We start from the raw sequence: 25,234 nt of genomic DNA on the forward strand, positions 1-25,234 counted from the left end.
CCACCCGGAACGATGCGGACGTCGAGGGTCTTTGCGGCGACGTCCACTCCACAGATGATCTGGGTCACGGTAACCTGCCTTGTGCGTGCGATGGGCGATCAGGCGACTGTCCGGTCGTGCGTGACAGTGGCGACGGTCCCAAAGCTCACCAGCGGTTGCAGCCAGAGGGGGCGCGGGAGCCGTCCGCCACGCGCGGGGACCGGCGGCCGCCGGTCCCCGCGCAGCCCTCATCACATCATCCAAAAGGGCCGGCTTCCAGATACAAGGGGGCGGTTCCGGAGGAGCCACATCCGGCACTGCCCGCTCACCCTCGCCCTTCGGGCTCGCTGCGGACCCGACAAGGGATCCGCAGCCCTCTCCCCGCACGCGGGGAGAGGGGAAACCCGCGCCTCATGCGGCGAAGTGTGAATGAACAAGCCCACTCGGGAGAGGGGAGACGTGCCTCGTATTGTCCCCGGACATCGCTGCCGCACAGGCGGAGGGTTCGACGACCGTCTTGCCCTACTCGGGCAGCATCCGCCGCAGCGTCGGATCCCGCCGCGCGAAATGGTGATGCAGGGCTGCCGCCCCGTGGACCAGCACCAGCGCGGTCAGCAGGAAGGCCGCCACCACGTGCACGTTCAGGATCTTCTCCCCGACCGGCATGCCCCCCGAGATCGGCAGCGTCACCGGGACGAGCCCGAACCACTCCACCGGCGCGCAGCAGGCCGAGGTGCCGGCCCAGCCGAGGACCGGCACCAGCAGGATCAGCCCGTAGAGCGCGAGGTGGGAGGCCCGCGCGGCCGCCCGCTGCCAGGCCGGAAGGCCGTCGACGAGGCCCGGCGCCCCGCGCGAGGCCCGCACCAGGATCCGCGCCAGGACTAGCGCCAGCACGGTCAGCCCGAAGGACTTGTGGAGGTCGAACAGGCGGTCCTGCAGCGGGCCCTCCCCGATCGACGTCATCACGATCGCCACCGGCACGAGGCCGAAGATCAGGATGGCGATCAGCCAGTGCAGCAGCTTCTGGACGGACGAGTACTCGCTCGGCGTCATCGGCTCCTCCTCAAGGATGCGCGCAGCGGCGCAGGTCGCAGTCGAACAGGACGTCCCCGTCCGGGAGAAGGTAGCTCCGCGTCGCCGGACGTCTCGCCTCGCGCAGGGCGACGATCGGCTGCAGGTCGAGCCCGGTGCGGCCCGAGCCGAGCAGCAGCGGGGCCACCATCACGTGCAGCCGGTCGATCGCGCCGGCGTCGATGAAGGCCGAGATCGTCCGCGCGCCCCCCTCGATCAGGATCCGGGCGAAGCCGAGCCGGCCGAGGGACGCCACCACCGCGCGCGGCGGGAAAGCCCCCGGCCCCTCGATCCGCAGGGCCTCCGCGCCCGGCGGCACCGGCGCGCCCGGCCGGCAGACGAGGATCCGCCGCGTGCCGTCCGGCTGAAGGCACTGAGCGTGCGGCGGGATTCTACCGGACGGATCGAGGATCACCCGGGCCGGGCTGCGCCCGGGGATGCGGCGCACGGTAAGGAGCGGATCGTCGGCCAGTACCGTCCCGATCCCCACCACCACGGCGTCGACGGCGTCGCGCAGCCGGTGGAGATGGTCCAGGGCGGCCGCCCCGTTGATGTATTTCGAATCGCCCGAGAGGGTGGCGATTCGGCCGTCCAGGGATTGACCAAGCTGGGCAATCACGAAAGGTTGATCGCGGGAACCTTCGGCCAGGGGCGCGAAAAGCGCGGCCGGAACCCCATCTGCCCGAGCGTCTGCACCGTCGCCTGGCCGGCACGGCGCGGACGACCGATCCTCTCTTGCGTCACCCACCCCGGCCTCCATCACGATCTCCCGACGCGGTTCGGTCCCGGGCGGCATGTCCACGAGTTGCTGATGTCGATGACCGTCATGAATGTAGAAGAGCGGCTTGACCGTGAACAGGTGCAGGTCGAGCGCGCGATCGCCGAGATGCGCGCCGGGCGTCCCGTAGGGATCCGGGGCGAGGCGCCCGTCCTGGCGGTGACCGCCGAGGCGGTGTCACCCGCGCTCGCCGCCGAGCTCCAGGCCTTCGGTCAGGGCGCCCGGCTGGTCCTGCCGGCGCCGCGGCTGCGCCGCATCGGGCTCGCGAGTCGCTTCGATGCCGGATCGGTGGCCATGCCGACGATCGATCCGGAGCGGATCGCGACGCTCGCCCTCAAGGTCGACGGGCGCATCGACGCGCCGGTCGCCTGCGCGGTGCGGACGGACGCGGTCGGGCTCGAACTCGCGCGGCTCGCGCAGGTCGTTCCGGCCGTCCTCGTGGTTCCGGTGCCCGCTTTGCCCGACCACGTCCTCTCGGTCGAGCCCGGTGCGGTCGAGGTCTTCCGCACCCGCCAGGCGGCGTCCCTGCGGATCGTCAGCCGCGCACCCGTGCCCCTCGACGGGTCACCGGAGACCGAGTTCGTGGTCTTCCGCGGCGGCGAGGGCCTGCGCGACCAGGTCGCCATCATCGTCGGCCGGCCGGATCCCGCCTCGCCCGTCGCGGTGCGCGTCCATTCCGCTTGCCTGACCGGCGACCTGTTCGGCTCGCTGAAATGCGATTGCGGCGACCAGCTCCGCGGCACCGCCAAGTGGATGGCGCAGAATGGCGGCGGCATCATCCTGTACCTCGACCAGGAGGGCCGGGGGAACGGGCTCGCGAACAAGATCCGCGCCTACGGCCTGCAGGCGCAGGGCCACGACACCTACGCGGCGGACGAGATCCTCGGCTTCGGCCTCGACCAGCGCCGCTTCGACTTCGCCGCCGCGATGCTGCGCTGCCTGGGCGTCGAGGCCGTCCGCGTGCTGAGCAACAACCCGGAGAAGATCGCGGCGCTCTCCGCGGCCGGGCTGACGGTGGTGGGCGAGCAGCGGGCGCTCGGCCGCGTCACGCCCGAGAACGCCCGCTACCTCGCCGCCAAGCGCGACGTGGCCGGCCACGCCCTCGACCTCGGCGGCTTCGCCTGCGCGGAGGTGACGGGCGGCTGAGCCGGTCTATCGTGGCGGCAACGCGCTGCCGGGGAGGCTGACGAGCATGGCCCATTTCCTCAACGACCGGGCGGGCCTGGTCAACGACGCCGTCGACGGCTTGATCGCCGGCGGCGAGGGGCGGCTCGCCCGCCTCGACGGCGATCCGGCGATCCGGGTGGTGCTCCGCGCCGACTGGGAGCGCGAGGCGGTCGCGGTCGTATCGGGCGGCGGCTCCGGGCATGAACCGGCCCATGCCGGGTTGGTCGGGCCGGGGCTCCTCACGGCGGCGGTGTGCGGCGACGTCTTCGCCTCGCCCTCGGTCGACGCGGTGCTGGCCGCGATCCTCGCCGTGACCGGGCCGGCCGGCTGCCTTCTCGTCATCAAGAACTACGCGGGCGATCGGCTCAATTTCGGCCTCGCGGCGGAGCGGGCGCGGGCGATGGGCCACGTGGTCGAGACCGTGACCGTCGCCGACGATATCGCCCTGCCCGATGCGGCCCAGCCCCGCGGCATCGCCGGGACGCTCCTCGTCCACAAGGCGGCGGGTTTCGCGGCCGCGCAGGGGCGCCCGCTCGCCGAGGTCGCGGCCGCCGCCCGGCAGGCAGCGGAGTCGGTGCAGTCCCTCGGCATCGCGCTCTCCACCTGCACGATCCCCGGGCGGGAGCCCGAGCAGCGCCTGGCGGCGGGGGAGGCGGAGCTCGGGCTCGGCATCCACGGCGAGCCCGGGATCGAGCGCATCGCCCTGCCGCCGGCCCGGGACCTCGCCGCCCTGATGACCGCGCGCTTCCACGGAAAGGTGGCGGAGGCCGAGCGGCTGGCGCTCCTGGTCAACAATCTCGGCGCCACGACGGCGCTGGAAATGCAGGTGCTGACCAGGGCCGTCCTCGACACGCCGCTCGGGCGGCGCGTGCGGCTCCTCCTCGGACCGGCTCCGGCCATGACCGCGCTCGACATGCACGGTGCGTCGCTCACCTTCGCCGTGCTCGATCCCCGTCTCGAGGCCGCGCTGCGCGCCGACACCCCGGTTGCCGCCTGGCCGCGCGCCCGGGAGGTCGTTCCTCCGGTGCTGCATCCGCTGCCCGCCGGATTGACGCCCTCCGCCTCGGTGCCGGCCTCGTCCGATCCGGCCGTGGCGGGCGCCATCGCGGCGGTCTGCCGGGCCCTGATCGCCGCGGAGGACGCGCTGAACGCGCTCGACGCCAGGGTGGGTGACGGCGACACCGGCACGACCTTCGCGGGTGCCGCCCGCGCGGTTCTGGCGGATCTCGACCGGCTGCCGCAGGCCGATCCCGCCGCGCTCTGCCTCGCCCTCTCGGAGCGGCTGGCCCGGGTGGTCGGCGGGTCGAGCGGCGTGCTGATGTCGATCTTCTTCGCGGCGGCGGGCGCGGCGCTCGGCCGGGGCGACGGCTGGCCGGAGGCGGTGATGGAAGGGATCGCGCGGCTGCAGCTGCACGGCGGCGCGAAAGAGGGCGACCGGACCCTCCTCGACGCGCTGATCCCGGCCGCGGCGGCGCTGCGGGCGGAGGGGCTCCGCGCGGCCGCCGAAGCGGCCGAGGCGGGCGCCGCCGCGACCGCCGGGATGACCCGGGCGGGCACCGGCCGGTCGAGCTACCTCGCCGCGGCCGACCTCACCGGGCATCCCGACCCGGGTGCCGTCGCGGTGGCGCGGGCGATCACGGCGCTGGCGGAGGCTCTGCCGGGGCGGTGAGCGAGGCGCTGATTTGCGGAAATTCGAGGGACGCGGGAACCCTCCCCCGGAGAGGGGCGAGGGCGGGTTCGCGCGGCCCTCACGCCGCCCGCGCCTCCACCATCAGCACGTCGAGCTGGAAGGACCCGTCCGGCTCGATGGCGAAATGCGCCTTGACCGGCTCCGAGGCCAGCGCCTGGAGGGCGCGGATCGCCCGCACATGCGCCTCCGGCGTCCGCATCCGGGCGATCCAGGAGGCGAAATCCATCCGCAGCTGCCATCTCTGGCAGGCCTCGATCACGAAGCCGCAGCGGGCGAGCGCCCCGCCCCATTCCGACAGGCTGTAGTCGCGCACGTGCGAGGGATCGCGCAGCAACTCCACCGCCTGCAGATGGGTGTCGAGGAGCGGGTCCCCCGGCGACAGGCCGTCGATGACGATCATCGGCGCCCCGCGCGCCGCGACCCGCCGCGCCTCGCGCAGGCCGCCCTCCACGTCGCGCCAGTGATGGGCCGAGAAGCGGGTCGCCACGAAATCGAACGTCCCATCCGCGAAGGGCAGCCGCTCGGCCGGGGCCTCGACGGTCTCGATGTTCGACAACTCGCGCGCAGCGGCGGTCGCCGCCACCGCCGCCAGCATCTCGCCCGAGAGGTCGCAGGCCGTGACCGTCCCCGCATGCGGCGCCAGCCGGTAGGCCACGTGCCCGCCGCCGCAGCCGAGATCGAGGGCGCGGCGCGGAGCGGCCCGGGCGGCGATCGCGTCCAGCGCCGCCAGATCCTCGCCCGCGGCGTGCACCGCGCTCTCCACATAGGCCGCGGCCCGCGGGCCGAACTGCGCCGTCACCAGGGTCTCGTGCGATCCGCTCATCTCGATCCTCCTCGCTCCCGCCATCCTGCCGCAATCCGAGCCTGGTACAAGCTGAGCACTTATCCTGGTATAAGCCCTGCCATGCTCGGACCCGACCAGCGCCGCGACCTCGGTGCCTTCCTGCGCTCGCACCGGGAGCGGCTGCGCCCGGACCACGCGACCGGCCGGCGGCGCACGCCCGGTTTGCGTCGGGAGGAGCTTGCCGCACGGGCCGGGATCAGCGCCACGTGGTGCGCCTGGATCGAGCAGGGGCGGGACGTCCAGGTCTCGGCCGAGGCCCTCGACCGCCTCGCCGCGGCGCTCGGCCTGACCCGGGCGGAGCGCGCCTACTTGTTCGACCTCGCGGGGCGCCGCGACCCGCGGGCGCCCGGTCCCGCGCCGGCCGAGGACGCACCCGCCGCGCTTCGCGCCGCGGTCGCCGCCCTCGACCACCCGGCCTACGGGGTCGACCGGCTCTGGACCGCCCTGTGCTGGAACGAGGCCGCGTTCCGGCTGCTGCGGGCGTGGCTCGGCGGGGAGGAGCCGAACCTCCTGCGCTTCGTGCTCCTCGCCCCGGCGGCGCGGGACCTGATCCCGGACTGGGAGGACCGCGCCCGCCGAGTGATCGCCGAGTTCCGGGCCGATTACGGGCTCAGCCTCGCCGATCCCCGCGCCCGCGCGCTGGTGGCCAACCTGCGGCGCGAGAGCCCGCTCTTCGCGGCGATCTGGGAGGAGCAGGACGTCCGCGACCGCAGCGGCGGATTGCGCCGCTTCCGCCATCCGGAGGACGGTCCGGTCGCCTTCGTGCAGCACAGCTTCAGCCCGTCCGAGCGGCCGGATTGCAAGCTCGTGCTGCTGGTGCCGGCGCGCCGCTGACGGCCGTCATCCCTCCTTGTCCGGAGCGAGCGCCGCCTCGACGGCCGCCGCGACGTGGAGGGCCGTGGTGTTGAACATCGGGATGTCCGGCCGGTCGGGCTGATCGATGAGGAGGAAGATCTCCGTGCAGCCCAGGATCACGCCCTCGGCGCCGCGCGCCCGCAGCCGGTCGACGATGGTGAGGTAGGCCGATTTCGAGTCGGGCCGCAGGTCCCGCCGGACGAGTTCGTCGAAGATGATCCGGTCGATCGCGACCTGCTCGTCCTCCTCCGGCGCGAAGACCTCGATCCCGAAACGCTGCGCGTAGCGGTCCTTCAGGAAACCCGCCGCCATCGTCGGCTTGGTCCCGAGCAGGGCGACGCGGCGCAGGCCCGCCGCCCGGATCGCCGCGGCGGTGGGATCGACGATGTGGAGGAACGGGATGCCGAGACCCGCCGTGAACGCGTCCGCGACCCGGTGGAGCGTGTTCGAGACGCAGAGCAGCATCTCGGCGCCCGCCCGCTCGAGCCCCCGCGCCCGAACCGACAGATAGGCGCCGCATTCCTCCCAGGCGCCGGTCCGCACGAACCGCTCGATCTCCGCGAAATTGACCGAGTTGATGATGACCTGGGCGGTGTTCCAGCCGCCCAGCCGCTCGTTCACGGCCCGGTTCATCATCCGGTAATACTCGGCCGTCGCTTGGTCGCTCGAACCGCCGAGGACGCCGATCGTCCGCATCCGGCCCCCCTGCCTCACCGTGTCCGCCATCGCGCGCCTCCGTCGCTGCCCGCCCGAAGGTCTGCCCGATCGCGGCGGTCGCGGATTGGACGATCCTGCGGTAACGGTCCGCCATGGCTGCGCGGGACACGGGCGACGAGATCCGGCTGTGGCGCGACCTCGCCCTGGGCGAGGGCGGCGTCGACCTCCTGGCCGGCCGCTGCGTGGCGCACCGCTACGGACCGCATTTCCACGAGGAGGTGGTGATCGCGGTCTTCACCGAGGGCGCCCAGCGCCACCGGATCGGCGGACGCAGCGGGCTCGCCGTCCCGGGCAGCGTGCTCGTCATCCCCGCCGGCGAGACGCATACGGGGGAGGCCGCGGGCGAGACGGGCTGGGCCTACCGCGCCTTCTACCCGGATACCGGCACGCTGGACCGGTTCGCCGAGGACCTGTTCGGTGCCCGACCGCCGGGCTTCGTCGCCGCCCCCGCGCAGGAGGATCCGGGGCTCGCGCGCCGGCTGGCCGCCCTCCACGCCACCGTGCAGACCGCCGCGGGCGAGCCCCTCGCCCGCCAGCAGGCCTTCGGGGCCGCGATGGCGGCGGTGCTGGAGCGCTACGCGCGGCCCGGTGCGGCCACGCGTCCGGCCGGGGCCGAGCCGAGGGCGATGCGGCGCGCGATGGATCTCGCCCGCGCCCGCTTCGCCGATCCGGCGCTGGAGATCGCGGACCTCGCGGCGGCGGCGGGGTTCAGCCCCTTCCACTTCATGCGCTGCTTCCGGGCCGCGACCGGGATGACCGCCCACGCCTTCGTGGTCCAGCTGCGCGTCACCGAGGCCCGGCGCCGGCTCGCGGCCGGAATCGGCGCCGCGGAGGTCGCTCAGGCGGTCGGCTTCGCGGACCAGAGCCACCTGATCCGCCATTTCCGGGCACAGCTGGGCGTCACGCCCGGCCGATTCGCGGCGGAGACCCGGCGGCGCGTACGGTCCGGGTAAGGATCCGTCACCCCCGTCCCGCCCGCGGATGCGCCTTCTCGAAGGCGCTCATCAGGCGGGCGGAATCCACCTTGGTGTAGACTTGCGTCGTCGCCAGGGAGGCGTGGCCGAGGAGGTCCTGGATCGCCCGTAGGTCGCCCTGGCGGGCCAGCAGGTGGGTGGCGAAGGAGTGGCGCAGGGCGTGGGGTGTGGCGCTGTCGGGCAGGCTGAGCGCGCCGCGCAAGGAGGCCACCGCGAGCTGGACGATCCGGGGCGAGAGCGGCCCGCCCTTCTGCCCGAGGAAGAGCGGGCCGTCCGGCGGGAGCGGGTGGGGGCAGGCGGCGATGTACGCGGCGACCGCGGCCTGGACCGGCGCGATCACCGGCACCATGCGGGTCTTCTGCCCCTTGCCCAGGATGGTGAGCGAATCGACGCCCCCGACCGGCGCGTCCTTTCGCAGGATCGAAAGCGCCTCACCGATGCGCAGGCCCGCCCCGTAGAGCAGCGCGAGCACGGCGGCGTCGCGGGCGAGCACCCAGTCCGGCCGGTCCTCGCCGGCGCGGATGTCGGGGCTCGCCATCGCCACCGCCGCCGCGACGGGGAGCGGCCGGGGCAGGCGCCGCTCCATCTTGGGCGAGCGCACCGCCGAGAGCGCCGAGACCGTGCCGTGCCCCTCCCGCTCCAGGTAGCGGGAAAAGGAGCGCAGGCCCGCCAGCGCCCGCATCAGGCTGCGCCCGCCGATCTCCTCGGCCCGCCGCGCCGCCATGAAGGCCCGGATGTCCCGCGGCTTCAGCGCGACGAGGGCGGCGATGTCGGGGTTCGCCCCGCTGCGCGCGAGGTGGGCGAGGAACTGGCGCAGGTCGCGGCCATAGGCCTCGACGGTCCGCGGCGAGAAGCGCCGCTCCCGCTCCAGCACCGCGAGCCACGCCGCGACCGCCTCGCGCAACGCGGCGGTGCCCGGGACGAGGAGGTCGGGGGGCGTGGTCTGCAGCACGGTCGGGCTCCGTCGGGCGACCGCCCGGAGGGCGGCGTCCCAGCAGACCCGGTCGCGGTTGACGTCCCGTTGACGCTCAGGCGGACTCGACGGCGAGCACCACCCCGTGGCGCGCCCCCGCACCCGGCGCGAGGAGGCGCTGCGAATCGCGCGCGGCGAGGTCGCCCGCGAAGCCCGCCCAATCCGCGTGGCCGGTCCAGCATTCGAGGGAGAGGAAGGGCGCGGTCGGCTTCGTCCACACGGCGAGGTGCGGGAAATCCTCCGCCTCGAGCCGGATCGCGGCGCCGGAGGGCGCGACGAACCGCATCCAGCGGCTGCGCGCCTGGAGGAAGACCAGCGCCTCGGTGAACATCGCCGGGTCGAGGGGCAGGGTGTCGCCGTCCAGGGGGACCGGACGCTCCTGGCGCACCAGCAGCCCGCCGGGTCCGACCTCCGGCACCGAGGGCCGCTCGGCGGCCTCGAACCGCACCGCGTAGCCGCCGCCCGCCCGGCGCTCCCCGCCCGCGAAGGGCCAGGGGAAGGCCGGGTGGAAGCCGAGGCCGTAGGGCAGGGGCGTCGTCCCGGTATTGGTCACCGCGCAGGTGAAGGCGAGTTCGGACGGTCTCACCCGCGCCGTGATGTCGAGCCGGAACGGAAAGGGGTAGCGCGCCAGCGTGTCGGGGCTCTCCGTGAGGCGGAGCGTGACGCTGTCCGCCGCGCGTTCGACCAGGGCGAAGCGGCTGTCGCGGGCGAAGCCGTGCTGGGCCATCGGGTAGCGGCGGCCCGCCACGGCGATCTCGCCCCCCGCCGAGGCGCCGACCACCGGGAAGAGCCAGGGCGCGTGCCGGTTCCAGTGCTCCGGGTCGCCGCCCCACAGGTACTCGCGGCCCGCGACCTGCCAGGACACCGGCTCGGCCCCGGCGAGCGCGATCCGCGCCAGGGTCTCGCCGCTGCGGATCTCCACCGTCTCGCTCATCCCGCATTCCCGTCGCCAGCGCCCGTCGGGCCGTCGCCGCAGAGGTAGACCGGGGCGGCCGGCGGGGTCCAGGGCCGTTAGCCCCGATCGCCGACGGCCTGTCTTGCCGGCGACCCATGCATCCGGCGCGTGCAGGCCCTGAGTTGACCCCGGGCTTGGTCCGCGGCTTGCTGGCGGTCAACCGCTTGAACCCTCACACCCTTGAGACCCCCATGCCCGTCATCAACCGCGTCGCCGCCCTCACCGACGAGATCACGGCGTGGCGGCACGACTTCCACCGGAATCCCGAGATCCTGTTCGCCGTGGACCGCACGGCCGGCATCGTGGCGGAGAAGCTGCGGGCCTTCGGCTGCGACGAGGTGGTGACGGGCATCGGCCGCACCGGCGTGGTGGGGGTGATCCGGGGCCGCGGCACGGGGTCGGGGCGGACCATCGGCATCCGCGCCGACATGGACGCGCTCCCGATCGAGGAGGCGACGGACCTGCCCTACCGCTCGTCGGTGCCGGGCCGCATGCATGCCTGCGGCCATGACGGCCATACGGCGATCCTGCTCGGCGCCGCCAAGTACCTCGCCGAGACCCGCAACTTCGACGGCACCGCCGTGCTGATCTTCCAGCCGGCCGAGGAGGGCGGCGCGGGCGGCGACGCGATGGTCAAGGACGGGCTCATGGAGCGCTTCGGCATCCAGGAGGTCTACGGGCTGCACAACAAGCCGGGCGTGCCGCTCGGGCGCTTCGCGATCCGGCCGGGTCCGATCATGGCGGCGGTCGACCGCTTCACGATCACGGTCGAGGGGCGGGGCGGCCACGCGGCGGCGCCGCAGGACTGCATCGACACGGTGCTGGTCTCCGCCCACATCATCACGGCCCTGCAGTCGATCGTGGCGCGCAACGCCAATCCGGTCGATGCCGGCGTGGTGTCGGTGACGATGATGCGGGCGGGAGACGCGGTCAACGTTCTGCCCCAGACCGCCGTACTCAACGGCACGGTGCGCAGCCTGACCGAGTCCGTGCGCGTGCTGTGCGAGGAGCGGATCGGCGCGATCGCCTCCGGCGTGGCGGGGGCGTTCGGGGCGACGGCGCGGACGAGCTACAGCCGCGGCTACCCGGTCACCGCCAACCATCCGGACCAGGCGGCCTTCCTCGCCGACATCGCCGCCGAGGTGGCGGGCGAGGAGGGCGTGAACCGAGCCGTCGAGCCGATGATGGGGGCGGAGGACTTCTCCTACATGCTGGAGGCGCGGCCGGGAGCCTACATCTTCCTCGGCACCGGCGACGGGCCGGGCCTGCACAACGCGTCCTACGACTTCAACGACGCGGCGACGCCCTTCGGCGTGTCGCTCTGGGCGCGGCTGGTCGAGCGGGCGATGCCGGCCGCGTGAGCCTTTCATACCAGCGGTCATTTGAAACGACCGCTGGTATAAAATGGGATTTGGCCTTTGGAAGGCACGAATTCAGCAGTAAAATAAGCTATTCTAGCTCGCGCAGGATCCCATCTCCCGAGTGGGAGAGGGGTAGGGGTGAGGGTGGCTCGGGTGCAGCAAGAAATCTGAACTGTGCCGCTGCTTGCTCAACGGTTCAGACCAATCCTGAACCCGAGCCACCCTCACCCACGGCCTCTCTCCCACTCGGGAGAGGGGAGACGTGCCTCGCGTTCTGCCCGGGCAGTCTTGTCGCAAAGGGCGGCCCCTGCGCCTTCACAACTCGAAGCTCACCCCCTGCGCCAGCGGCAGGGTGCGGCCGTAATTGATCGTGTTCGTGGCCCGGCGCATGTAGGCCTTCCAGGCATCCGAACCCGCCTCGCGGCCGCCGCCGGTCTCCTTCTCGCCCCCGAAGGCCCCGCCGATCTCGGCGCCCGAGGGACCGATATTCACGTTGGCGATGCCGCAATCCGAGCCGGAGGCGGACAGGAACGTCTCCGCCTCGCCGAGATCGCGGGTGAAGATCGAAGAGGACAGGCCCGCCGCGACGGCGTTCTGCGCCGCGATCGCCGCGTCGAGGTCGCGGTAGGGCACGACGTAGAGGATCGGCGCGAAGGTCTCGCGCAGCATCGGCCCCGCCTGCGCGCCCATCTCGACCAGCGCCGGCCGGACATAGGCCGCCGCCTCGCCGCGGATGTCGGTCAGGCGTTCGCCGCCCTGCACGGTCGCCCCGAGTGCGCGCGCCTCGTCGAGGGCGCGCGCCATGCCCTCGGCCGCCGCCGCGTCGATCAGCGGGCCGACCAGAGTCGCCGGGTCGCGCGGATCGCCGATGCGCACGGACGCGTAGGCGGCGCGCAGCCGCGGCAGGAACACCTCGGCGACGCTCTCGTGCACGAAGAGGCGCCGCAGGCTGGTGCAGCGCTGCCCCGCCGTGCCCATCGCCGCGAAGGCGACCGCCCGCAGCGCGAGGTCGAGATCCGCGGAGGGCGCGACGATCGCGGCGTTGTTGCCGCCGAGTTCGAGGATCGCCCGGGCGAAGCGGGCGGCGAGAGCCGGGGCCACGATGCGCCCCATCGCGGTCGAGCCCGTGGCCGAGACGAGCGGGATCCGGGGATCGGCGACGAGCGCGGCGCCGAGGTCGCGCCCGCCGATCAGCACCTGCAGCAGGCCCGCGGGCGCCTCGGCGCCGAACCGCGCGAGGGCCCGCCCGGCGATGGCCTGGACGGCGAGCGCCGTGAGCGGGGTCTTCTCCGAGGGCTTCCAGATCACCGGGTCGCCGCAGACGAGGGCGAGGGCGGCGTTCCAGGACCAGACCGCCACCGGGAAGTTGAAGGCCGTGATCACGCCGCAGGGTCCGAGCGGGTGCCAGACCTCCATCATGCGATGGTCGGGCCGCTCGGTCGCGATGGTGAGGCCGTGGAGCTGGCGGGAGAGGCCGACCGCGAAGTCGCAGATGTCGATCATCTCCTGGACCTCGCCGAGGCCCTCGGACAGGATCTTGCCCGCCTCCAGGGTCACGAGCCGGCCGAGATCCGCCTTGGCGGCGCGCAACTCCTCGCCGAGGAGCCGCACCAGCTCGCCCCGTCGGGGGGCGGGGACGCGGCGCCAGGCGAGGAAGGCCTCGGCCGCGCCCGCGATCGCCGTCTCGGCGTCCGGGGTTTCAGGCAGGTGACCGATCGTCAGCCCGTCGATGGGCGAGCGGACGGGAAGCCCGGTCTCCGCGAAGGCGGTCGGCACGCCGAGACGCTCCAGAACGGCGAGGATGTCGTCACGGACGGAAAGCACGGTCGAGGGCATCGGGTGTCCAGGCCTCGGTGTCTGGGGATGATGGCGCGGCGCGCCTCAACCCTCCCCCCTTTGCGGGGGAGGGTGCCCGGCGGAGCCGGGCGGGAGAGGGGAGCCCCGCTTCAGGACGTGTCTGCACCGTGGTGCGGGGCGCCACATCCTGAAACGTGGTTCCCCTCTCCCGGCCTGCTTTGCAGGCCACCCTCCCCCGCAGAGGGGGGAGGGTGATCGGCGGCCTGACCTACGCCGCCTTCTGCTTGGGGCTGATCAGCTTGCGGTTGATCAGCACCTCGGCGATCTGGACGGTGTTGAGCGCCGCGCCCTTGCGCAGGTTGTCGGAGACGCACCAGAAGGACAGGCCGTTCTCGACCGTGATGTCCTCGCGGATGCGCGACACGTAGGTCGCGTCCTCGCCGGCCGCCTCGTGGGGCGTGATGTAGCCGCCGTTCTCGCGCTTGTCGTCGACGAGCACGCCCGGCGCCGAGCGCAGGATCTGCGTCGCCTCCTCGGCGCTGATCGGCCGCTCGAACTCCACGTTCACGGCCTCCGAATGGCCGATGAAGACCGGCACCCGCACGCAGGTCGCCGTCAGCTTGATCTTGGGATCCAGCATCTTCTTGGTCTCGGCCACCATCTTCCACTCTTCCTTGGTGGAGCCGTCCTCCATGAAGACGTCGATGTGCGGGATGACGTTGAAGGCGATGCGCTTGGTGAACTTCTGCACCTTGACCTCGCCGGCCGTGAACACGGCCCGGGTCTGGTTGAAGAGCTCGTCCATCGCCTCCTTGCCGGCGCCGGAGACCGACTGGTAGGTCGCGACCACCACGCGCTTGATCGTGGCGGCCTCGTGCAGGGGCTTCAACGCCACGACGAGCTGCGCCGTCGAGCAGTTCGGGTTGGCGATGATGTTCTTCTTCCGGAAGCCGACCACCGCGTCGGCGTTCACCTCCGGCACGATGAGCGGCACGTCGGAATCGTACCGGAAGGCCGAGGAGTTATCGATCACCACGCAGCCCTGCTGGCCGATGCGCGGCGACCATTCCTTCGAGGTCTCGCCGCCCGCCGACATCAGGCAGATGTCCGTGTCGGAGAAGTCGTACTGGTCGAGGGCCTGGACCTTCAGCGTCCTGTCGCCGAAGGACACCTCCTGCCCGAGGCTGCGGCGGGAGGCCAGCGCCACGACCGTGTCGGCCGGGAAGGCGCGCTCCGCCAGGATGTCGAGCATCTCCCGGCCCACATTGCCGGTGGCTCCCACGACGGCGACCTTGTAACCCATCTCATTGCTCCAGTTCGGCGAAAGGATCCTCCCCGGAGATCGTCGAGCGGGCTGCACGGGGAAGCCCGGCCTCCGTCCGCCGCGGACGGGGAGGGATCCGAGGACGACGCGAGGCGCTAGCCGGCGGTGACCGCCGTCAGGGCTTTCGTTTTCGTCGTGATCGACTCGGTGCGCATGGCGCGGTCTTCGTCCTCGGACGGTGCCCCGGACAATGGGATGCACGGCCGACGCCAGCAACAGCGCGCAGCGTCCGATCTGTCAAGTCCCGCGCCCGCGTCCCTGCGACAGATCGGCCCGACCGTCATCCGGCAACGATCCGTTCACCCTGCGCGCGGGTCGTCGTGGATGGCTGCGCTCCGCCAACCGGATGGCGAGGAGGATGCGCTTGCATGGGGAGGCGGTCCGGACGGGCCGCGAAACGACGGCGTTCGGAGGCTCCGTGCCCCTGCGGGATTTCGACGATGCGGCCCTGACCCGGGCCGGGCGGGTGCTGGCCCTCGACCTCGGTCCCGCCGAGCCGCTGCTGCCGCGCGCCTTGGAGCCGCGCGCTTTGGAGCGGGCGCGCCCGCGCACGGCCTGGCCGCTGCTGCGCCGCTGCATCGGCGCGGCGGCGGTGATCGCTCTCCTGAGCATCCTGGCGAGCGAGCAGCGCGAGGCGCAGCGCGCGGAGGCGGCCGCCGCGCTGGCGGCGGCCCCGCCCTGGGAGGCGGTGGCCGCCGACCGCTACCGCCTCGACGGCGACGAGGAGGTGCGCGCGAGCGCCCGGCGCCGGCCGAGCCTCGGCCTGCGCGAAGACAGCCTCGCGTCGGGCGCCTTCGGGGATATCGGCCGGCCGTTCCTGCGGATCACGCTCGCGGAGGCGCCCGACCCCGACGCGAGCCTGTTCGTGACGCTCGCCCGCCGCGCCGCCGACCCCGACGGGCTCGCGGTCCTGCGCACGGGCGAGCGCGGGCAGGTCGAGAGCCGCTTCGGTGCGGTGGAGACCGCCGAGGCCACCCTGTCCGGGCCGGAGGGGACCCGGTCCTGCGCCGCGTTCCGGCTCCTCGACAACAGCCTGCGCCTCGACGGCTGGCTCTGCGCGCCGCTCGGCCAGCCGCCGGAGCCCGCCGCGATCGGCTGCGCCCTCGACCGGCTCACCGCGCGGCCGGGCGTGCTGATGCCGGCCGCGATCGTCGATCTCCTGACCCGGCCCGCGCGGCCCGTCTGCGCGCCCCCGGCGTCGGCATCGATCGCGGCCTCCGCCGCCGCGCCCGGCGTCGCACCCGCCGCCGCAATCACGCCACGAAAGGGTCGCGATCGGCGGAATGCGGCGAAAGTGCGACAATCGGCCCAAGCGTTGCAGGAGCCGGGAACTACGGCCGCGCTCGGACGTCATCCTGACGCAAGCCGCTGACCTTTCCTTATGACCCTGCCGCTACGGTTGCGGCACCACCACGAGGTTCCGCATGCGCATGCCCCGCCTGGCCCTGATCGGCCTCCTCTCGCTCTCCGCCCTCGCCGCCGGCACCGCCGCGTCGGAGGCCCAGGATTCCTACGTCATCCGCAGCACCCGCGGCAGCCAGGGCATCGCGATCCGCGTGCGTCCGCGCAGCTGGCTCGACGCGGGCAACGTGGTCGAGCCGAATGCCGGCGCCTACGCCAACCCGGCCACCAACCCGCACTTCATCACCGCCTCGTACCTGAACTCGCCGCCCTACATCTCCAACCGCGAGCGCTGGGGCGGCGCGGGCGTGCTGCCCGACCCGATCACCAACGGCCCGTTCATCGGCGCCCGCCGCTCGGCGGTCACGGTCGATCTCTCGGATATCGACTACCTCGACCCGACCTCCCCGAAGGCGCGCGGCTACTGAGGCGCGGCCGGACATCCACGGCGACACGGGCCCCGCGACGGGGCCCGTTCCATTTCGGGCGCCGAGCCCTTACATCATCGGCCTCATCCCCGAATCCCCACCGTGGAAGGCCGATTCGTTGAAGAAGGCGTTCATCAAATCCTACGGCTGTCAGATGAACGTCTACGACGCGGCCCGGATGGCCGACCTCCTGGGCCGGGAGGGATTCGCTGAGACGGAGGCGATGGAGGAGGCGGACGTCGTCGTCCTCAACACCTGCCACATCCGCGAGAAGGCGGCCGAGAAGGTCTATTCCGAACTCGGCCGGGTGCGCGACCTGAAGGGCGAACGGGCCCTGGAGGGGCGCGAGACCACCATCGTGGTGGCGGGCTGCGTCGCCCAGGCGGAGGGGCGCGAGATCATCCACCGGGCGCCGGCGGTCGACGTGGTGGTGGGGCCCCAGAGCTATCACCGCCTGCCGGACCTGCTGCGCCGGGCGAAGGCGGGCAAGGTCGTCGACACGGAGTTCCCGCTCGACGACAAGTTCTCCCACCTTCCGCCCCGCCGCGTCGCCGGGGCCTCGGCCTTCCTCACCGTGCAGGAGGGCTGCGACAAGTTCTGCGCCTTCTGCGTGGTGCCCTACACCCGCGGCGCCGAGGTCTCCCGACCGGTCGGGACGATCCTGGAAGAGGCCGGGCGGCTCCTGGCGGGCGGCGCGCGCGAACTCACGCTGATCGGCCAGAACGTCAACGCCTATCACGGCGAGGGGCCGGACGGGGCGGTCTGGAGCCTCGGGCGCCTGATGCGCCGCCTCGCCGAGATGCCGGGCCTCGCCCGCCTGCGCTACACCACCAGCCACCCGCGGGACATGGACGACGACCTGATCGCCGCCCATCGCGACTGCCCGCCCGTGATGCCCTACCTGCACCTGCCCGTGCAGTCGGGCTCGGACCGCGTCCTCGCGGCCATGAACCGCAAGCACGACGCGGACACCTACCGGCGGCTCGTCGACCGGATCCGCGCGGCGCGGCCGGACATTGCCCTGTCGTCGGACTTCATCGTCGGCTTCCCGGGTGAGACCGACGCCGACCACGCCGCGACGATGCGGCTCGTGGCGGAGGTCGGCTTCGCGGGCGCCTTCTCGTTCAAGTACAGCCCGCGCCCCGGAACGCCCGCCGCCGAGAGCGACGACGCGGTGCCCGAGGCGGTCAAGCGCGAGCGCCTCGCCGAGCTGCAGGCGCTCATCGACTCCCAGGCCAAGGCCTTCAACGCCGCCACGGTCGGCCGCGTCGTGGACGTGCTGTTCGAGAAGCCGGGGCGCCATCCCGGGCAGGTCGCGGGCAAGTCGCCCTACCTCCAGGCGGTGCAGATCGAGGCGGACCCGGCCGTGATCGGCACGGTCCTGCCGGTGCGGATCACCCGCGCCGGGCCGAACAGCCTGTTCGGCGAGCGTGTGGAGGCGGCATCGGCCGCCGCAGCGTAGGGGACGGATGTGCGACCGGGTGATTCTTCGTCGAGGGACAACAGCGCGAGACCGGGCCGGGCGCGGGAAGCCTCCTCCGCGCGGCCCGTCGCGGGCCTGAGCGAGGCGGCCGAGATCGCCCTCACCTTCGACGACAACCGCCTCGCGAGCCTCGTCTTCGGCCAGTACGACCAGAACGTCGCCCATCTGGAGCGGCGCCTGGGGATCGTCGCCACCGCGCTCGGCAACCACGTGGTGGTCAAGGGCTCGCCCGAGGCGGCCGAGCGCGCCCGGATCGTGCTGGAGACCCTCTACGCGCGGGTGCGCGACGGGGGTGGGGCGCCGCTCACCCTCGGCGACGTCGACGGGGTGATTCGGGAGGCCTCCCTCCAGGGCTCGCTGTTCCCGGCGAGCGAGGCGCAGACCAACGGCGAGCGCGCGCAGTTCGACCAGATCGCCACCCGCCGCCGCGGCGGCGTGCGGGCCCGCAACGCCGCGCAGGACGCCTACATCAAGGCCCTGCGCGCCAACGAGCTCGTCTTCGCGGAGGGGCCCGCGGGCACCGGAAAGACCTGGCTCGCGGTCGGCTACGCGGTCTCGCTCCTGGAGCAGGGCCACGCGGAGCGCCTGATCCTGTCGCGCCCGGCGGTGGAGGCGGGCGAGCGGCTCGGCTTCCTGCCCGGCGACATGCGCGAGAAGGTCGATCCCTACCTGCGCCCGATCTACGACGCCCTCTACGACTTCATGGAGGCGCGCCACGTCGACCGCGGCCTCCAGACCGGGATGATCGAGATCGCGCCGCTCGCCTTCATGCGCGGGCGCACCCTCACCAACGCGGTGGTGCTGCTGGACGAGGCCCAGAACACCACCTCGATGCAGATGAAGATGTTCCTCACCCGTCTCGGCGAGAATTCGCGCATGATCGTCACCGGCGATCCGAGCCAGATCGACCTGCTCCCGGGCCAGAAATCGGGCCTCGTCGAGGCGGTGCGGATCCTCGACGGCGTCGAGGGCGTCGGGCGCGTCACCTTCCGGGACGTGGACGTGGTCCGCCACGACCTCGTGCGGCGGATCGTCAGCGCCTACGAGGCGGAGGCCCGCGCCACCGGCGTCGAGGCCGACAGCCGCCCGGCCCCGCGCCGCGGGCCGCTGCCGTGAGCGGGACGGCGGACGTGAGCGGCGAGAATGAGATCGACGTCGTCCTCGAGGACGAGCGCTGGGACGAGGCTGTGCCGGACCTCGGCGCCTTCGTGCGCCGCGCGGTCGAGGCGGCCCTCGCGATCCTGCCGCAGGCCGAGCCCGTCGAGGTCAGCGTCGTGCTCACGGACGACGCGGCCGTGCAGGAGCTCAACCGCACCTGGCGGGGCAAGGACAAGCCCACCAACGTGCTCTCCTTCCCGGCCGGCCACGCCCATGGCGGGGTGCCCCGACCCCTCGGCGACGTCGTTCTTGCGTATGACACAATGCTGCGCGAGAGTGGGGAGCAGTCGAAGCCCCTCGGTCACCACCTCGCGCACCTGCTGGTTCATGGCACACTGCACCTCCTGGGACAGGATCATGAGACCGGCGAGGCGCAGGCCGAGGCGATGGAAGCGCTCGAGGTCGCCGCGCTCGCGCGGCTCGGCGTTCCCGATCCCTACGGCGACCCCGCGGAATGAACCGCGGCGCTGCAATCCCTAGAATAGAGAGACATGAGCAACGATCGAAGTCGTGGCGCCGCCGCGACCGCCCAGGCCACCCCGGACGAGGACAGTTCGGCGCGCGAGCCATGGTATGACCGTCTCCTCACCATCTTCCACCTGAAGCCGCGCGAGACGCAGCGCGACGAGATCACCGACGCGCTCGCGGAGGCGCAGTCCGGCGATCACGCCTTCTCGGCCGTCGAGCGCGCGATGCTGCGCAACGTGCTCAGCCTGCACCGGGTGCGCGTCGACGACGTGATGGTGCCCCGCTCCGACGTCGTCGCGGTCCCGGCCGACATCTCGCTGGGCGAACTCCTGAAGGTCTTTCGCACCGCCGGCCATTCGCGCCTGCCGGTCTACGGCGACACCCTCGACGACCCCCGCGGCATGGTCCACATCCGCGACTTCGTCGACCACCTCGCGGCCCGCGCCGAGGCCGGCCCCGCCCGCGCCAAGCCCGCCGCCGAGCCGCCGCCGGTGATCCAGGGCGACGGCCGCGCCCGCCGCCCGCACCTGGCGCGCTCACCGAATCTCTGCGAGGTCGATCTCGGCGCGACGCTGGCCTCGACCCGCATCCTGCGCCCCGTCCTCTACGTCCCGCCGACGATGCCGGCCATCGACCTCCTCGCCCGCATGCAGGCGAGCCGCACCCACATGGCCCTCGTCATCGACGAGTATGGCGGCACCGACGGGCTGATCTCGATCGAGGACCTGATCGAGGTGGTGGTGGGCGACATCGAGGACGAGCACGACGTGGCCGAGGGGCACCGGGTGCTGCGGGTCGACGGCGAGGCCGAGATCTACGTGGCCGATGCCCGTGCCAGCCTCGACGACGTGGCGGAGGCGACGGGCTTCGACATCGCGGGTGCCGTCGGCGAGATGGCCGAGGATGTCGACACGATCGGCGGCCTCGTCGTGACCATCACCGGGCGGGTTCCGTCGCGGGGCGAGGTGATCGCCGTGCCGGGGGACTTCGAGGTCGAGGTGCTCGATGCCGATCCACGCCGGATCAAGCGCCTGCGCCTGCATCACGGCCCGGCCAAGCTCGCCGCCACGCCCGCGCCGCTGGCCCTTCCGCCGCCCCACGCCCTGAACGGCAGTGCCGCGCCCGCCGACGCGGGCGCCTGAACCCGAAATCCGCCGCCTTCCGCGGCTCAAGGACCTGCGAACGCGGAAGGACACGATGCGGCCCGACGGACCCGACCCGCTGCCCGCGGCAGCCCCCTCGCGCCTGCGCCACCTCGCGGGCCGCATCGCCCTGACCGGAGGCTGGCGGCGGCTCGCGATCGCCTGGGCCGCCGGCGCCTGCGGGGCGCTCGCCATGCCCCCGTTCGGGCTGCTGCCGGCCCTCGCCGTCGCCCTGGTCCCGGCGGTCTGGCTCCTCGACGGCGCCGCGACCGGGCGCAGCCGCTCCGGGCGGGTGGTCGGCACCCTCCGGAGCGCGGCGGCCATCGGCTGGGCCTGGGGATTCGGCTACTTCGTCGCCGGGCTGTGGTGGCTCGGCGCCGCCTTCCTGGTCGACGCGGACGAGTTCGCCGCCCTCATGCCCCTCGGCGTGCTCGGTCTGCCGGCCGTGCTCGGCCTGTTCTTCGCGGTCGGATTCGCGCTCGCCCGCCTGCTGTGGTCGCCGGGCGCGGGGCGGATCCTCGCCCTCGCCGCGGGACTCTCGGCGAGCGAGTGGCTGCGCGGCCACCTCTTCACGGGCTTCCCGTGGAACACGCTCGGCATGGCGCTCGGCCAGAACCTCTGGCTGATGCAGTCCGCCTCGCTCCTCGGGCTCTACGGCCTCACGCTCCTGGCCGTCGGGATCGCGGCCGCGCCCGCGACGCTCGCGACCGGTGCGACGGCGCGCGCGCGCTGGGCGCCGAGCCTCATCGCCCTCACCCTCCTGGCCGTGCTCGCGGGAGCGGGCGCGGGGCGCATCCCCGCCGGGCCGATGCCGGACGTGCCGGGCGTGCGCCTGCGCCTCGTCCAGCCGGACATCCCGCAGGATGCCCGCTTCAACCCCCGCAACCGCGAGGGCATCCTGCAGCGCTATCTCGGGCTGAGCGCCAGCGCGACCGGCCCGGACTCGGCCGGGTTGTCCGACGTCACGCACGTGATCTGGCCGGAATCGGCGTTCCCGTTCCTGATCCAGCGCGAACCCCGGGCGCTGGCCCAGATCACCGCCGCGCTGCCGCCCGGAAAGGTCCTGGTGACCGGGGCCGCCCGGGCGGACGAGCCGCTGCCGGGGGAGCGCCTGCACTTCTACAACGGCATCGTGGTGATCGGGGCCGAGGGTTTCCTCGGGGTGCCCTACGACAAGCATCACCTCGTGCCCTTCGGCGAGTACCTGCCGGGGCCGATCGACCGCCTCCTGCGCACCCTCGGCCTGAAGCAGTTCGTCTCCGTGCCGGGGGGCTTCACGGCGGCCGAGGGCGCCCGCCGGCCCCTCGCGGTGCCGGGCCTGCCGGCCGCGGCCGCCTCGATCTGCTACGAAGTGATCTTCCCGGGCGAGGTCGTCCCGAGCGGCGCGTCGCGGCCGGGACTGATCCTGAACCTCACCAACGACGGTTGGTTCGGCGACACGCCGGGGCCTCGCCAGCATTTCGCACAGGCGCGTCTGCGTGCCGTAGAGGAAGGCATGCCTCTTGTCCGTGCAGCCAACACCGGCATTTCCGCCGTCGTGGATCCGTATGGGCGGGTGACCGGGATGCTGCCGGTCGGCGCCGAGGGCGTGCTCGACCGAAAGCTTCCGAGGAACCTAGGGGAAAGGACGCTTTACGGGCGATTTGGCGATATGATTTTCGTGGCTCTGCTTCTAGGATCTGCCCTCATGGCCCTGGGCGTGCGACGCGGGAGATCGCACCCTTAGGCCATCCTTGCGGGGTGGAGTAGGACTTGAAGAAAGCACCGGATCCGATCGACCGTCACGTCGGGCACCGGGTGCGCGTGCGGCGGCTTCTCATGGGCGTCAGTCAGGAGAAGCTGGGGGACGCCCTGGGCGTGACCTTCCAGCAGATCCAGAAGTACGAGAAGGGGGCCAACCGCATCAGCGCCAGTCGGCTGCAGCAGATCGCCGAGATGCTCGGCGTGCCAGTGGGGTTCTTCTACGAGGGCGCGCCGCGCGTCGACAACGGCCACGACGAGAACGTCGAACCGGCGGCGTCGCTCTCGGCTGACGTATTCTGGACCAGCCAGGATCTCCAGCTCGTCCGCGCGTTCCAGAAGGTCGCCGACCCCACGGTGCGCAGGCGCCTCGTGGCCCTGGTCGAGGCCGTCGGCGCCATCGGCGACGAGGCCGCCTCCGAGCGGTAGCGGCGCCGCTTCCGGCGGTTCGCGCCCCACTCCGGGGCGTGCGCTACGCGTCCGCGTGGGTGCGCGGGGCGAGTCCGAACAGCACGCGCGCTTCGTCCGGACTGGCCGGGCTGCGATCGAGGAGGGCGAGGAGCGTCACCGCCTTCTCGACCAGCGCGGCGTTGCTCGGGGCGAGTTGCCCGCGGGACAGGTAGAGGTTGTCCTCCAGGCCGACCCGCACGTGCCCGCCGGCCGTCGCCGCCAGCGCGACCATCGGGAACTCGGCGCGCGCGATGCCGAAGGCCGACCAGACCGCGTCCGGCGGCAGCCGGTCGCGCATCTGCAGCAGGGTCTCGGGCGTCGCCGGGGCGCCCCACGGGATGCCGAGGCAGATCTGGAACAGCGGCGGCCGGGCGAGGTGTCCTTCGGCGATGAGGTGCTTGGCGAGTTCGATCTGCCCGAGATCGAAGACCTCGATCTCCGGCCGTGCCCCCGCCCGCCCGATCAGCGCGGCCATCTCGCGCAGGTGGCCGGGCGTGTTCAGGAAGGTGTGCTCGCCGAAATTCATCGTCGCCACGTCGAGGGTGCAGATCTCCGGGCGCAGGGCCGTGACGTGCCGGGTGCGCGCCTCGGGCGTCGCGAGGCTGGTGCCCGGACCGGCCACGGCCGGGTCGTCGGCGCCCGGGATGAAGCGCCCGCCCGCCCCGGTGGTCAGGTTGAGGATGACGGAGTCGTTGCGCTCCCGGATGCGCTCGACCACCTCGCGGTAGAGGGCGAGGTCCATGCTGGGCTTCGCCGTCCCCGGATCGCGCACGTGGATGTGGACGACGGCCGCCCCGGCCGCGGCCGCGTCGAGCGCCGAACGGGCGATGGCCTCCGGCGTGACCGGCACGGCGGGGTTCTTCGACGGCGTGTCGAACGAGCCCGTCAGGGCGCAGGTGATGACGGTCTTTCCCGCGAGGGGGGAGGGGGTCATGGCGGTCTCCCGAGGACTCAGTGCACCTCACAAAACTCCCGCCGCATTGGAAGCGCCACGGTGAGCGACGACGGCGATCGGGAGTTTTGTGAGAGACACTCAGTCGCTGCCGCCGTCGACCACCAGGGTCTCGCCGGTCATGTAGGCGGCCCCGGCCGCCAGGAAGAGCATCGCCTCGGCGATGTCCTCGGGCTTGGCGAGGCGGGCCAGAAGGGTGCGCGCGACGGTGGCCTGCTTGCGCTCGGGCGGCCACGCCTCCGTCCAGGGCGTCTCGACGAGGCCGGGCGCGACGGCGTTGACCCGCACCTCCGGGGCGAGCGCCCGCGCGAGGCTGCGGGTGAGGTTGACGAGCCCCGCCTTGCTCGCCGAGTAGGCGATGCTGGAGCCGCGGCGCCCGAGCCCGGCGACCGACGCCGTGTTCACGATCGCCCCGCGCCGCGCCCGCAGGGCCGGAGCGGCCGCCCGCGCGCAGCGATAGGGGCCGATCAGGTTCGTCGCCAGGATGGTCTGCCAGAACTCGTCCGTCATCGCGTCGAGATCGGCGAAGGGGATCGGCGTGGTGGTCCCGGGCGTCCCGGCATTGTTGATGAGGACGTCGAGACCGCCGAGGGCCTCGATCGCCCGTCCGACCAGCGCCTCCGCCCCGCCGGGCTCCGCCACGTTGGCGGCGATCGCCGTGACGCGCAGCCCCTCCGCGGCGAGGCGGGAGGCCGCCTCCGGGCCGCGCCCGTCCGCCGGAAGGTGGTTGAGGGCGACCGCCGCGCCGCACCGGGCGAACAGCGTCACGGCCGCGAGGCCGATCCCGGACGCGCCCCCCGTCACCAGGACGCACTTGCCGCTCAGGTCGGCGCTGATCATCCGTGTTTCCGCCCTGCGAAATCGTATTTCGCACCACACTGGCAGCTGCGGCGTGGCCTGTCCAGGCGGTCCTCAGCGCACGAGGCGGTCCGCGTGGGCGGCGCCGAGCCCGATGCGCTCGTAGTGGCGCCGGGCCGTGTCGAGCTTGGTGAACACGTCCTCGTAACCGAGGGCCTGGCCGTAGGGATCGACGTAGGTGTAGCCGCCGGTGACGTGGAACAGCGTCGCCATCTCGATCACGTCGTCGGGCACCACGAGGGTGTGGGTCTCGCCCGGCGGCTCGAACGCGTAGTCGCCGGGACCGGCTTCCCAATCGTGTTCGAGGTAGCGCCAGCGCCCGCGCAGCGTGAAGGCGTGGACCGGGCCGCTGTGCCGATGGCGGGACAGCACGCCGGCGGCGCGCACCCGCAGGATGTTCACGTAGTAGCCCTGGCTCACGCAGAGCACGAGCGGCTTGAAGGCGACGTCGGCCGATTGCGGCACCCAGTCCCGCTCGTCGCCGTCGAGGGAGAACCCGCCGCCGACGAAGATGTCCGGGATCATGCCGCCGGGCTGGGGCAGCTGGTAGGCGACCTTGCTGGTGTCGAGGCCGGGGCGGGCGGGGGCGCTGGCGGATGACATCGATTCCTCCGGTTGTTTCACGCCGGGTCTACACGCGATGCGGCAGGAGGCTCCACCCCACCCCTC

The 25,234-nt window shown here is 73.0% G+C and carries 24 protein-coding genes; 13 read left to right on the forward strand and 11 right to left on the reverse strand.

The window, feature by feature from the left end; all coding sequences use genetic code 11:
• Nucleotides 1–501: 501 nt before the first annotated feature.
• Nucleotides 502–1,032, reverse strand: coding sequence for a cytochrome b (locus ACW9J6_RS28375; RefSeq protein WP_457119698.1), 531 nt, complete (start codon nt 1,030–1,032; stop codon nt 502–504).
• A 10-nt stretch (nt 1,033–1,042) separates the two neighbouring features.
• The gene (locus tag ACW9J6_RS28380; protein WP_457119699.1) at nt 1,043–1,669 is read right to left on the reverse strand and encodes a RibD family protein; all 627 of its coding nucleotides are present in this window, start codon (nt 1,667–1,669) and stop codon (nt 1,043–1,045) included.
• 192 nt (nt 1,670–1,861) lie between these two features.
• Between ACW9J6_RS28380 and ribA the strand changes: the two genes are divergently transcribed.
• Together ribA and ACW9J6_RS28390 are read left to right on the forward strand one after the other, a co-directional pair.
• On the forward strand, nt 1,862–2,974 hold the full coding sequence (gene ribA / locus ACW9J6_RS28385) for a GTP cyclohydrolase II RibA (RefSeq protein WP_457119700.1): 1,113 nt from the start codon (nt 1,862–1,864) through the stop codon (nt 2,972–2,974).
• Between the two features lie 46 nt (nt 2,975–3,020).
• Nucleotides 3,021–4,664, forward strand: coding sequence for a dihydroxyacetone kinase subunit DhaK (locus ACW9J6_RS28390; protein WP_457119701.1), 1,644 nt, complete (start codon nt 3,021–3,023; stop codon nt 4,662–4,664).
• A gap of 79 nt (nt 4,665–4,743) precedes the next feature.
• Here the strand turns inward: ACW9J6_RS28390 and ACW9J6_RS28395 are convergent, their stop codons facing one another.
• Nucleotides 4,744–5,508 carry a class I SAM-dependent methyltransferase gene (locus ACW9J6_RS28395; protein WP_457119702.1) on the reverse strand — a complete coding sequence of 255 codons (765 nt, stop codon included), beginning with the start codon at nt 5,506–5,508 and terminating at the stop codon, nt 4,744–4,746.
• 81 nt (nt 5,509–5,589) lie between these two features.
• Here ACW9J6_RS28395 and ACW9J6_RS28400 point away from each other — a divergent pair, with 81 nt between their 5' ends.
• Nucleotides 5,590–6,363 carry a helix-turn-helix transcriptional regulator gene (locus tag ACW9J6_RS28400; protein ID WP_457119703.1) on the forward strand — a complete coding sequence of 258 codons (774 nt, stop codon included), beginning with the start codon at nt 5,590–5,592 and terminating at the stop codon, nt 6,361–6,363.
• Between the two features lie 6 nt (nt 6,364–6,369).
• Here ACW9J6_RS28400 and ACW9J6_RS28405 read toward each other — a convergent pair whose 3' ends face one another.
• Nucleotides 6,370–7,110 carry an aspartate/glutamate racemase family protein gene (locus tag ACW9J6_RS28405; RefSeq protein ID WP_457119704.1) on the reverse strand — a complete coding sequence of 247 codons (741 nt, stop codon included), beginning with the start codon at nt 7,108–7,110 and terminating at the stop codon, nt 6,370–6,372.
• A gap of 83 nt (nt 7,111–7,193) precedes the next feature.
• On the opposite strand from ACW9J6_RS28405, the gene ACW9J6_RS28410 reads away from it, so the two are divergent.
• On the forward strand, nt 7,194–8,054 hold the full coding sequence (locus tag ACW9J6_RS28410) for an AraC family ligand binding domain-containing protein (protein ID WP_457119705.1): 861 nt from the start codon (nt 7,194–7,196) through the stop codon (nt 8,052–8,054).
• A 7-nt stretch (nt 8,055–8,061) separates the two neighbouring features.
• Here ACW9J6_RS28410 and ACW9J6_RS28415 read toward each other — a convergent pair whose 3' ends face one another.
• Together ACW9J6_RS28415 and ACW9J6_RS28420 are read right to left on the reverse strand one after the other, a co-directional pair.
• Nucleotides 8,062–9,027, reverse strand: a complete 966-nt coding sequence (locus tag ACW9J6_RS28415; RefSeq protein WP_457119706.1) for a tyrosine recombinase XerC — start codon at nt 9,025–9,027, stop codon at nt 8,062–8,064.
• 76 nt (nt 9,028–9,103) lie between these two features.
• Nucleotides 9,104–9,982 carry an aldose 1-epimerase family protein gene (locus ACW9J6_RS28420; RefSeq protein ID WP_457119707.1) on the reverse strand — a complete coding sequence of 293 codons (879 nt, stop codon included), beginning with the start codon at nt 9,980–9,982 and terminating at the stop codon, nt 9,104–9,106.
• A gap of 212 nt (nt 9,983–10,194) precedes the next feature.
• Here ACW9J6_RS28420 and ACW9J6_RS28425 point away from each other — a divergent pair, with 212 nt between their 5' ends.
• On the forward strand, nt 10,195–11,364 hold the full coding sequence (locus tag ACW9J6_RS28425) for a M20 aminoacylase family protein (RefSeq protein ID WP_457119708.1): 1,170 nt from the start codon (nt 10,195–10,197) through the stop codon (nt 11,362–11,364).
• Nucleotides 11,365–11,679: 315 nt separating this feature from the next.
• Here the strand turns inward: ACW9J6_RS28425 and amaB are convergent, their stop codons facing one another.
• Together amaB and ACW9J6_RS28435 are read right to left on the reverse strand one after the other, a co-directional pair.
• Entirely contained in the window at nt 11,680–13,200 is a 1,521-nt protein-coding gene (gene amaB / locus ACW9J6_RS28430) for an L-piperidine-6-carboxylate dehydrogenase (RefSeq protein ID WP_457119709.1), read from the reverse strand.
• Nucleotides 13,201–13,429: 229 nt separating this feature from the next.
• Nucleotides 13,430–14,464, reverse strand: a complete 1,035-nt coding sequence (locus tag ACW9J6_RS28435; RefSeq protein WP_457119710.1) for an aspartate-semialdehyde dehydrogenase — start codon at nt 14,462–14,464, stop codon at nt 13,430–13,432.
• A 439-nt stretch (nt 14,465–14,903) separates the two neighbouring features.
• Between ACW9J6_RS28435 and ACW9J6_RS28440 the strand changes: the two genes are divergently transcribed.
• From ACW9J6_RS28440 to ACW9J6_RS28475, 8 genes are all read left to right on the forward strand, one after another.
• On the forward strand, nt 14,904–15,857 hold the full coding sequence (locus ACW9J6_RS28440; protein ID WP_457119711.1) for a hypothetical protein: 954 nt from the start codon (nt 14,904–14,906) through the stop codon (nt 15,855–15,857).
• Between the two features lie 52 nt (nt 15,858–15,909).
• Nucleotides 15,910–16,314: a hypothetical protein gene (locus ACW9J6_RS28445; RefSeq protein WP_457119712.1), complete on the forward strand. Its 405-nt coding sequence runs from the start codon at nt 15,910–15,912 to the stop codon at nt 16,312–16,314.
• Nucleotides 16,315–16,432: 118 nt separating this feature from the next.
• A complete protein-coding gene (gene miaB, locus ACW9J6_RS28450) occupies nt 16,433–17,776 on the forward strand; it encodes a tRNA (N6-isopentenyl adenosine(37)-C2)-methylthiotransferase MiaB (protein WP_457119713.1) in 1,344 nt (447 codons plus the stop codon).
• A gap of 96 nt (nt 17,777–17,872) precedes the next feature.
• Nucleotides 17,873–18,913, forward strand: a complete 1,041-nt coding sequence (locus ACW9J6_RS28455; RefSeq protein WP_457119787.1) for a PhoH family protein — start codon at nt 17,873–17,875, stop codon at nt 18,911–18,913.
• A gap of 14 nt (nt 18,914–18,927) precedes the next feature.
• Nucleotides 18,928–19,413, forward strand: a complete 486-nt coding sequence (gene ybeY / locus ACW9J6_RS28460; protein WP_457119714.1) for an rRNA maturation RNase YbeY — start codon at nt 18,928–18,930, stop codon at nt 19,411–19,413.
• Between the two features lie 33 nt (nt 19,414–19,446).
• Nucleotides 19,447–20,565, forward strand: coding sequence for a hemolysin family protein (locus tag ACW9J6_RS28465; RefSeq protein WP_457119715.1), 1,119 nt, complete (start codon nt 19,447–19,449; stop codon nt 20,563–20,565).
• A gap of 55 nt (nt 20,566–20,620) precedes the next feature.
• Nucleotides 20,621–22,291, forward strand: a complete 1,671-nt coding sequence (gene lnt, locus ACW9J6_RS28470) for an apolipoprotein N-acyltransferase (RefSeq protein WP_457119716.1) — start codon at nt 20,621–20,623, stop codon at nt 22,289–22,291.
• A 26-nt stretch (nt 22,292–22,317) separates the two neighbouring features.
• A complete protein-coding gene (locus ACW9J6_RS28475; protein WP_457119717.1) occupies nt 22,318–22,734 on the forward strand; it encodes a helix-turn-helix domain-containing protein in 417 nt (138 codons plus the stop codon).
• A 43-nt stretch (nt 22,735–22,777) separates the two neighbouring features.
• Here ACW9J6_RS28475 and ACW9J6_RS28480 read toward each other — a convergent pair whose 3' ends face one another.
• The 3 genes from ACW9J6_RS28480 to ACW9J6_RS28490 all read right to left on the reverse strand — a co-directional run bounded on the left by ACW9J6_RS28480 (nt 22,778) and on the right by ACW9J6_RS28490 (nt 25,168).
• A complete protein-coding gene (locus tag ACW9J6_RS28480; RefSeq protein ID WP_457119718.1) occupies nt 22,778–23,689 on the reverse strand; it encodes a 3-keto-5-aminohexanoate cleavage protein in 912 nt (303 codons plus the stop codon).
• 99 nt (nt 23,690–23,788) lie between these two features.
• Complete coding sequence (locus tag ACW9J6_RS28485; RefSeq protein WP_457119719.1) at nt 23,789–24,547, reverse strand: SDR family NAD(P)-dependent oxidoreductase; 759 nt, start codon at nt 24,545–24,547, stop codon at nt 23,789–23,791.
• 72 nt (nt 24,548–24,619) lie between these two features.
• Complete coding sequence (locus ACW9J6_RS28490) at nt 24,620–25,168, reverse strand: 2,4'-dihydroxyacetophenone dioxygenase family protein (RefSeq protein WP_457119720.1); 549 nt, start codon at nt 25,166–25,168, stop codon at nt 24,620–24,622.
• Nucleotides 25,169–25,234: the final 66 nt, after the last annotated feature.

Source organism: Methylobacterium sp. JK268 (assembly GCF_054052225.1).

Excerpts from the sequence above, each read along its gene's own strand:
- ACW9J6_RS28445 (WP_457119712.1), top strand. The coding sequence starts at position 15,910 with ATGCGCATGCCCCGCCTGGCCCTGATCGGCCTCCTCTCGCTCTCCGCC.
- ACW9J6_RS28425 (WP_457119708.1), top strand. The coding sequence starts at position 10,195 with ATGCCCGTCATCAACCGCGTCGCCGCCCTCACCGACGAGATCACGGCG.
- amaB (WP_457119709.1), bottom strand. The coding sequence starts at position 13,200 with ATGCCCTCGACCGTGCTTTCCGTCCGTGACGACATCCTCGCCGTTCTG.
- ACW9J6_RS28420 (WP_457119707.1), bottom strand. The coding sequence starts at position 9,982 with ATGAGCGAGACGGTGGAGATCCGCAGCGGCGAGACCCTGGCGCGGATC.
- ACW9J6_RS28435 (WP_457119710.1), bottom strand. The coding sequence starts at position 14,464 with ATGGGTTACAAGGTCGCCGTCGTGGGAGCCACCGGCAATGTGGGCCGG.
- ACW9J6_RS28395 (WP_457119702.1), bottom strand. The coding sequence starts at position 5,508 with ATGAGCGGATCGCACGAGACCCTGGTGACGGCGCAGTTCGGCCCGCGG.
- ACW9J6_RS28465 (WP_457119715.1), top strand. The coding sequence starts at position 19,447 with ATGAGCAACGATCGAAGTCGTGGCGCCGCCGCGACCGCCCAGGCCACC.
- ACW9J6_RS28480 (WP_457119718.1), bottom strand. The coding sequence starts at position 23,689 with ATGACCCCCTCCCCCCTCGCGGGAAAGACCGTCATCACCTGCGCCCTG.
- ACW9J6_RS28390 (WP_457119701.1), top strand. The coding sequence starts at position 3,021 with ATGGCCCATTTCCTCAACGACCGGGCGGGCCTGGTCAACGACGCCGTC.
- ACW9J6_RS28400 (WP_457119703.1), top strand. The coding sequence starts at position 5,590 with ATGCTCGGACCCGACCAGCGCCGCGACCTCGGTGCCTTCCTGCGCTCG.
- ACW9J6_RS28490 (WP_457119720.1), bottom strand. The coding sequence starts at position 25,168 with ATGTCATCCGCCAGCGCCCCCGCCCGCCCCGGCCTCGACACCAGCAAG.
- ACW9J6_RS28485 (WP_457119719.1), bottom strand. The coding sequence starts at position 24,547 with ATGATCAGCGCCGACCTGAGCGGCAAGTGCGTCCTGGTGACGGGGGGC.
- ACW9J6_RS28405 (WP_457119704.1), bottom strand. The coding sequence starts at position 7,110 with ATGGCGGACACGGTGAGGCAGGGGGGCCGGATGCGGACGATCGGCGTC.
- ACW9J6_RS28410 (WP_457119705.1), top strand. The coding sequence starts at position 7,194 with ATGGCTGCGCGGGACACGGGCGACGAGATCCGGCTGTGGCGCGACCTC.
- ACW9J6_RS28375 (WP_457119698.1), bottom strand. The coding sequence starts at position 1,032 with ATGACGCCGAGCGAGTACTCGTCCGTCCAGAAGCTGCTGCACTGGCTG.
- ribA (WP_457119700.1), top strand. The coding sequence starts at position 1,862 with ATGTCGATGACCGTCATGAATGTAGAAGAGCGGCTTGACCGTGAACAG.
- lnt (WP_457119716.1), top strand. The coding sequence starts at position 20,621 with ATGCGGCCCGACGGACCCGACCCGCTGCCCGCGGCAGCCCCCTCGCGC.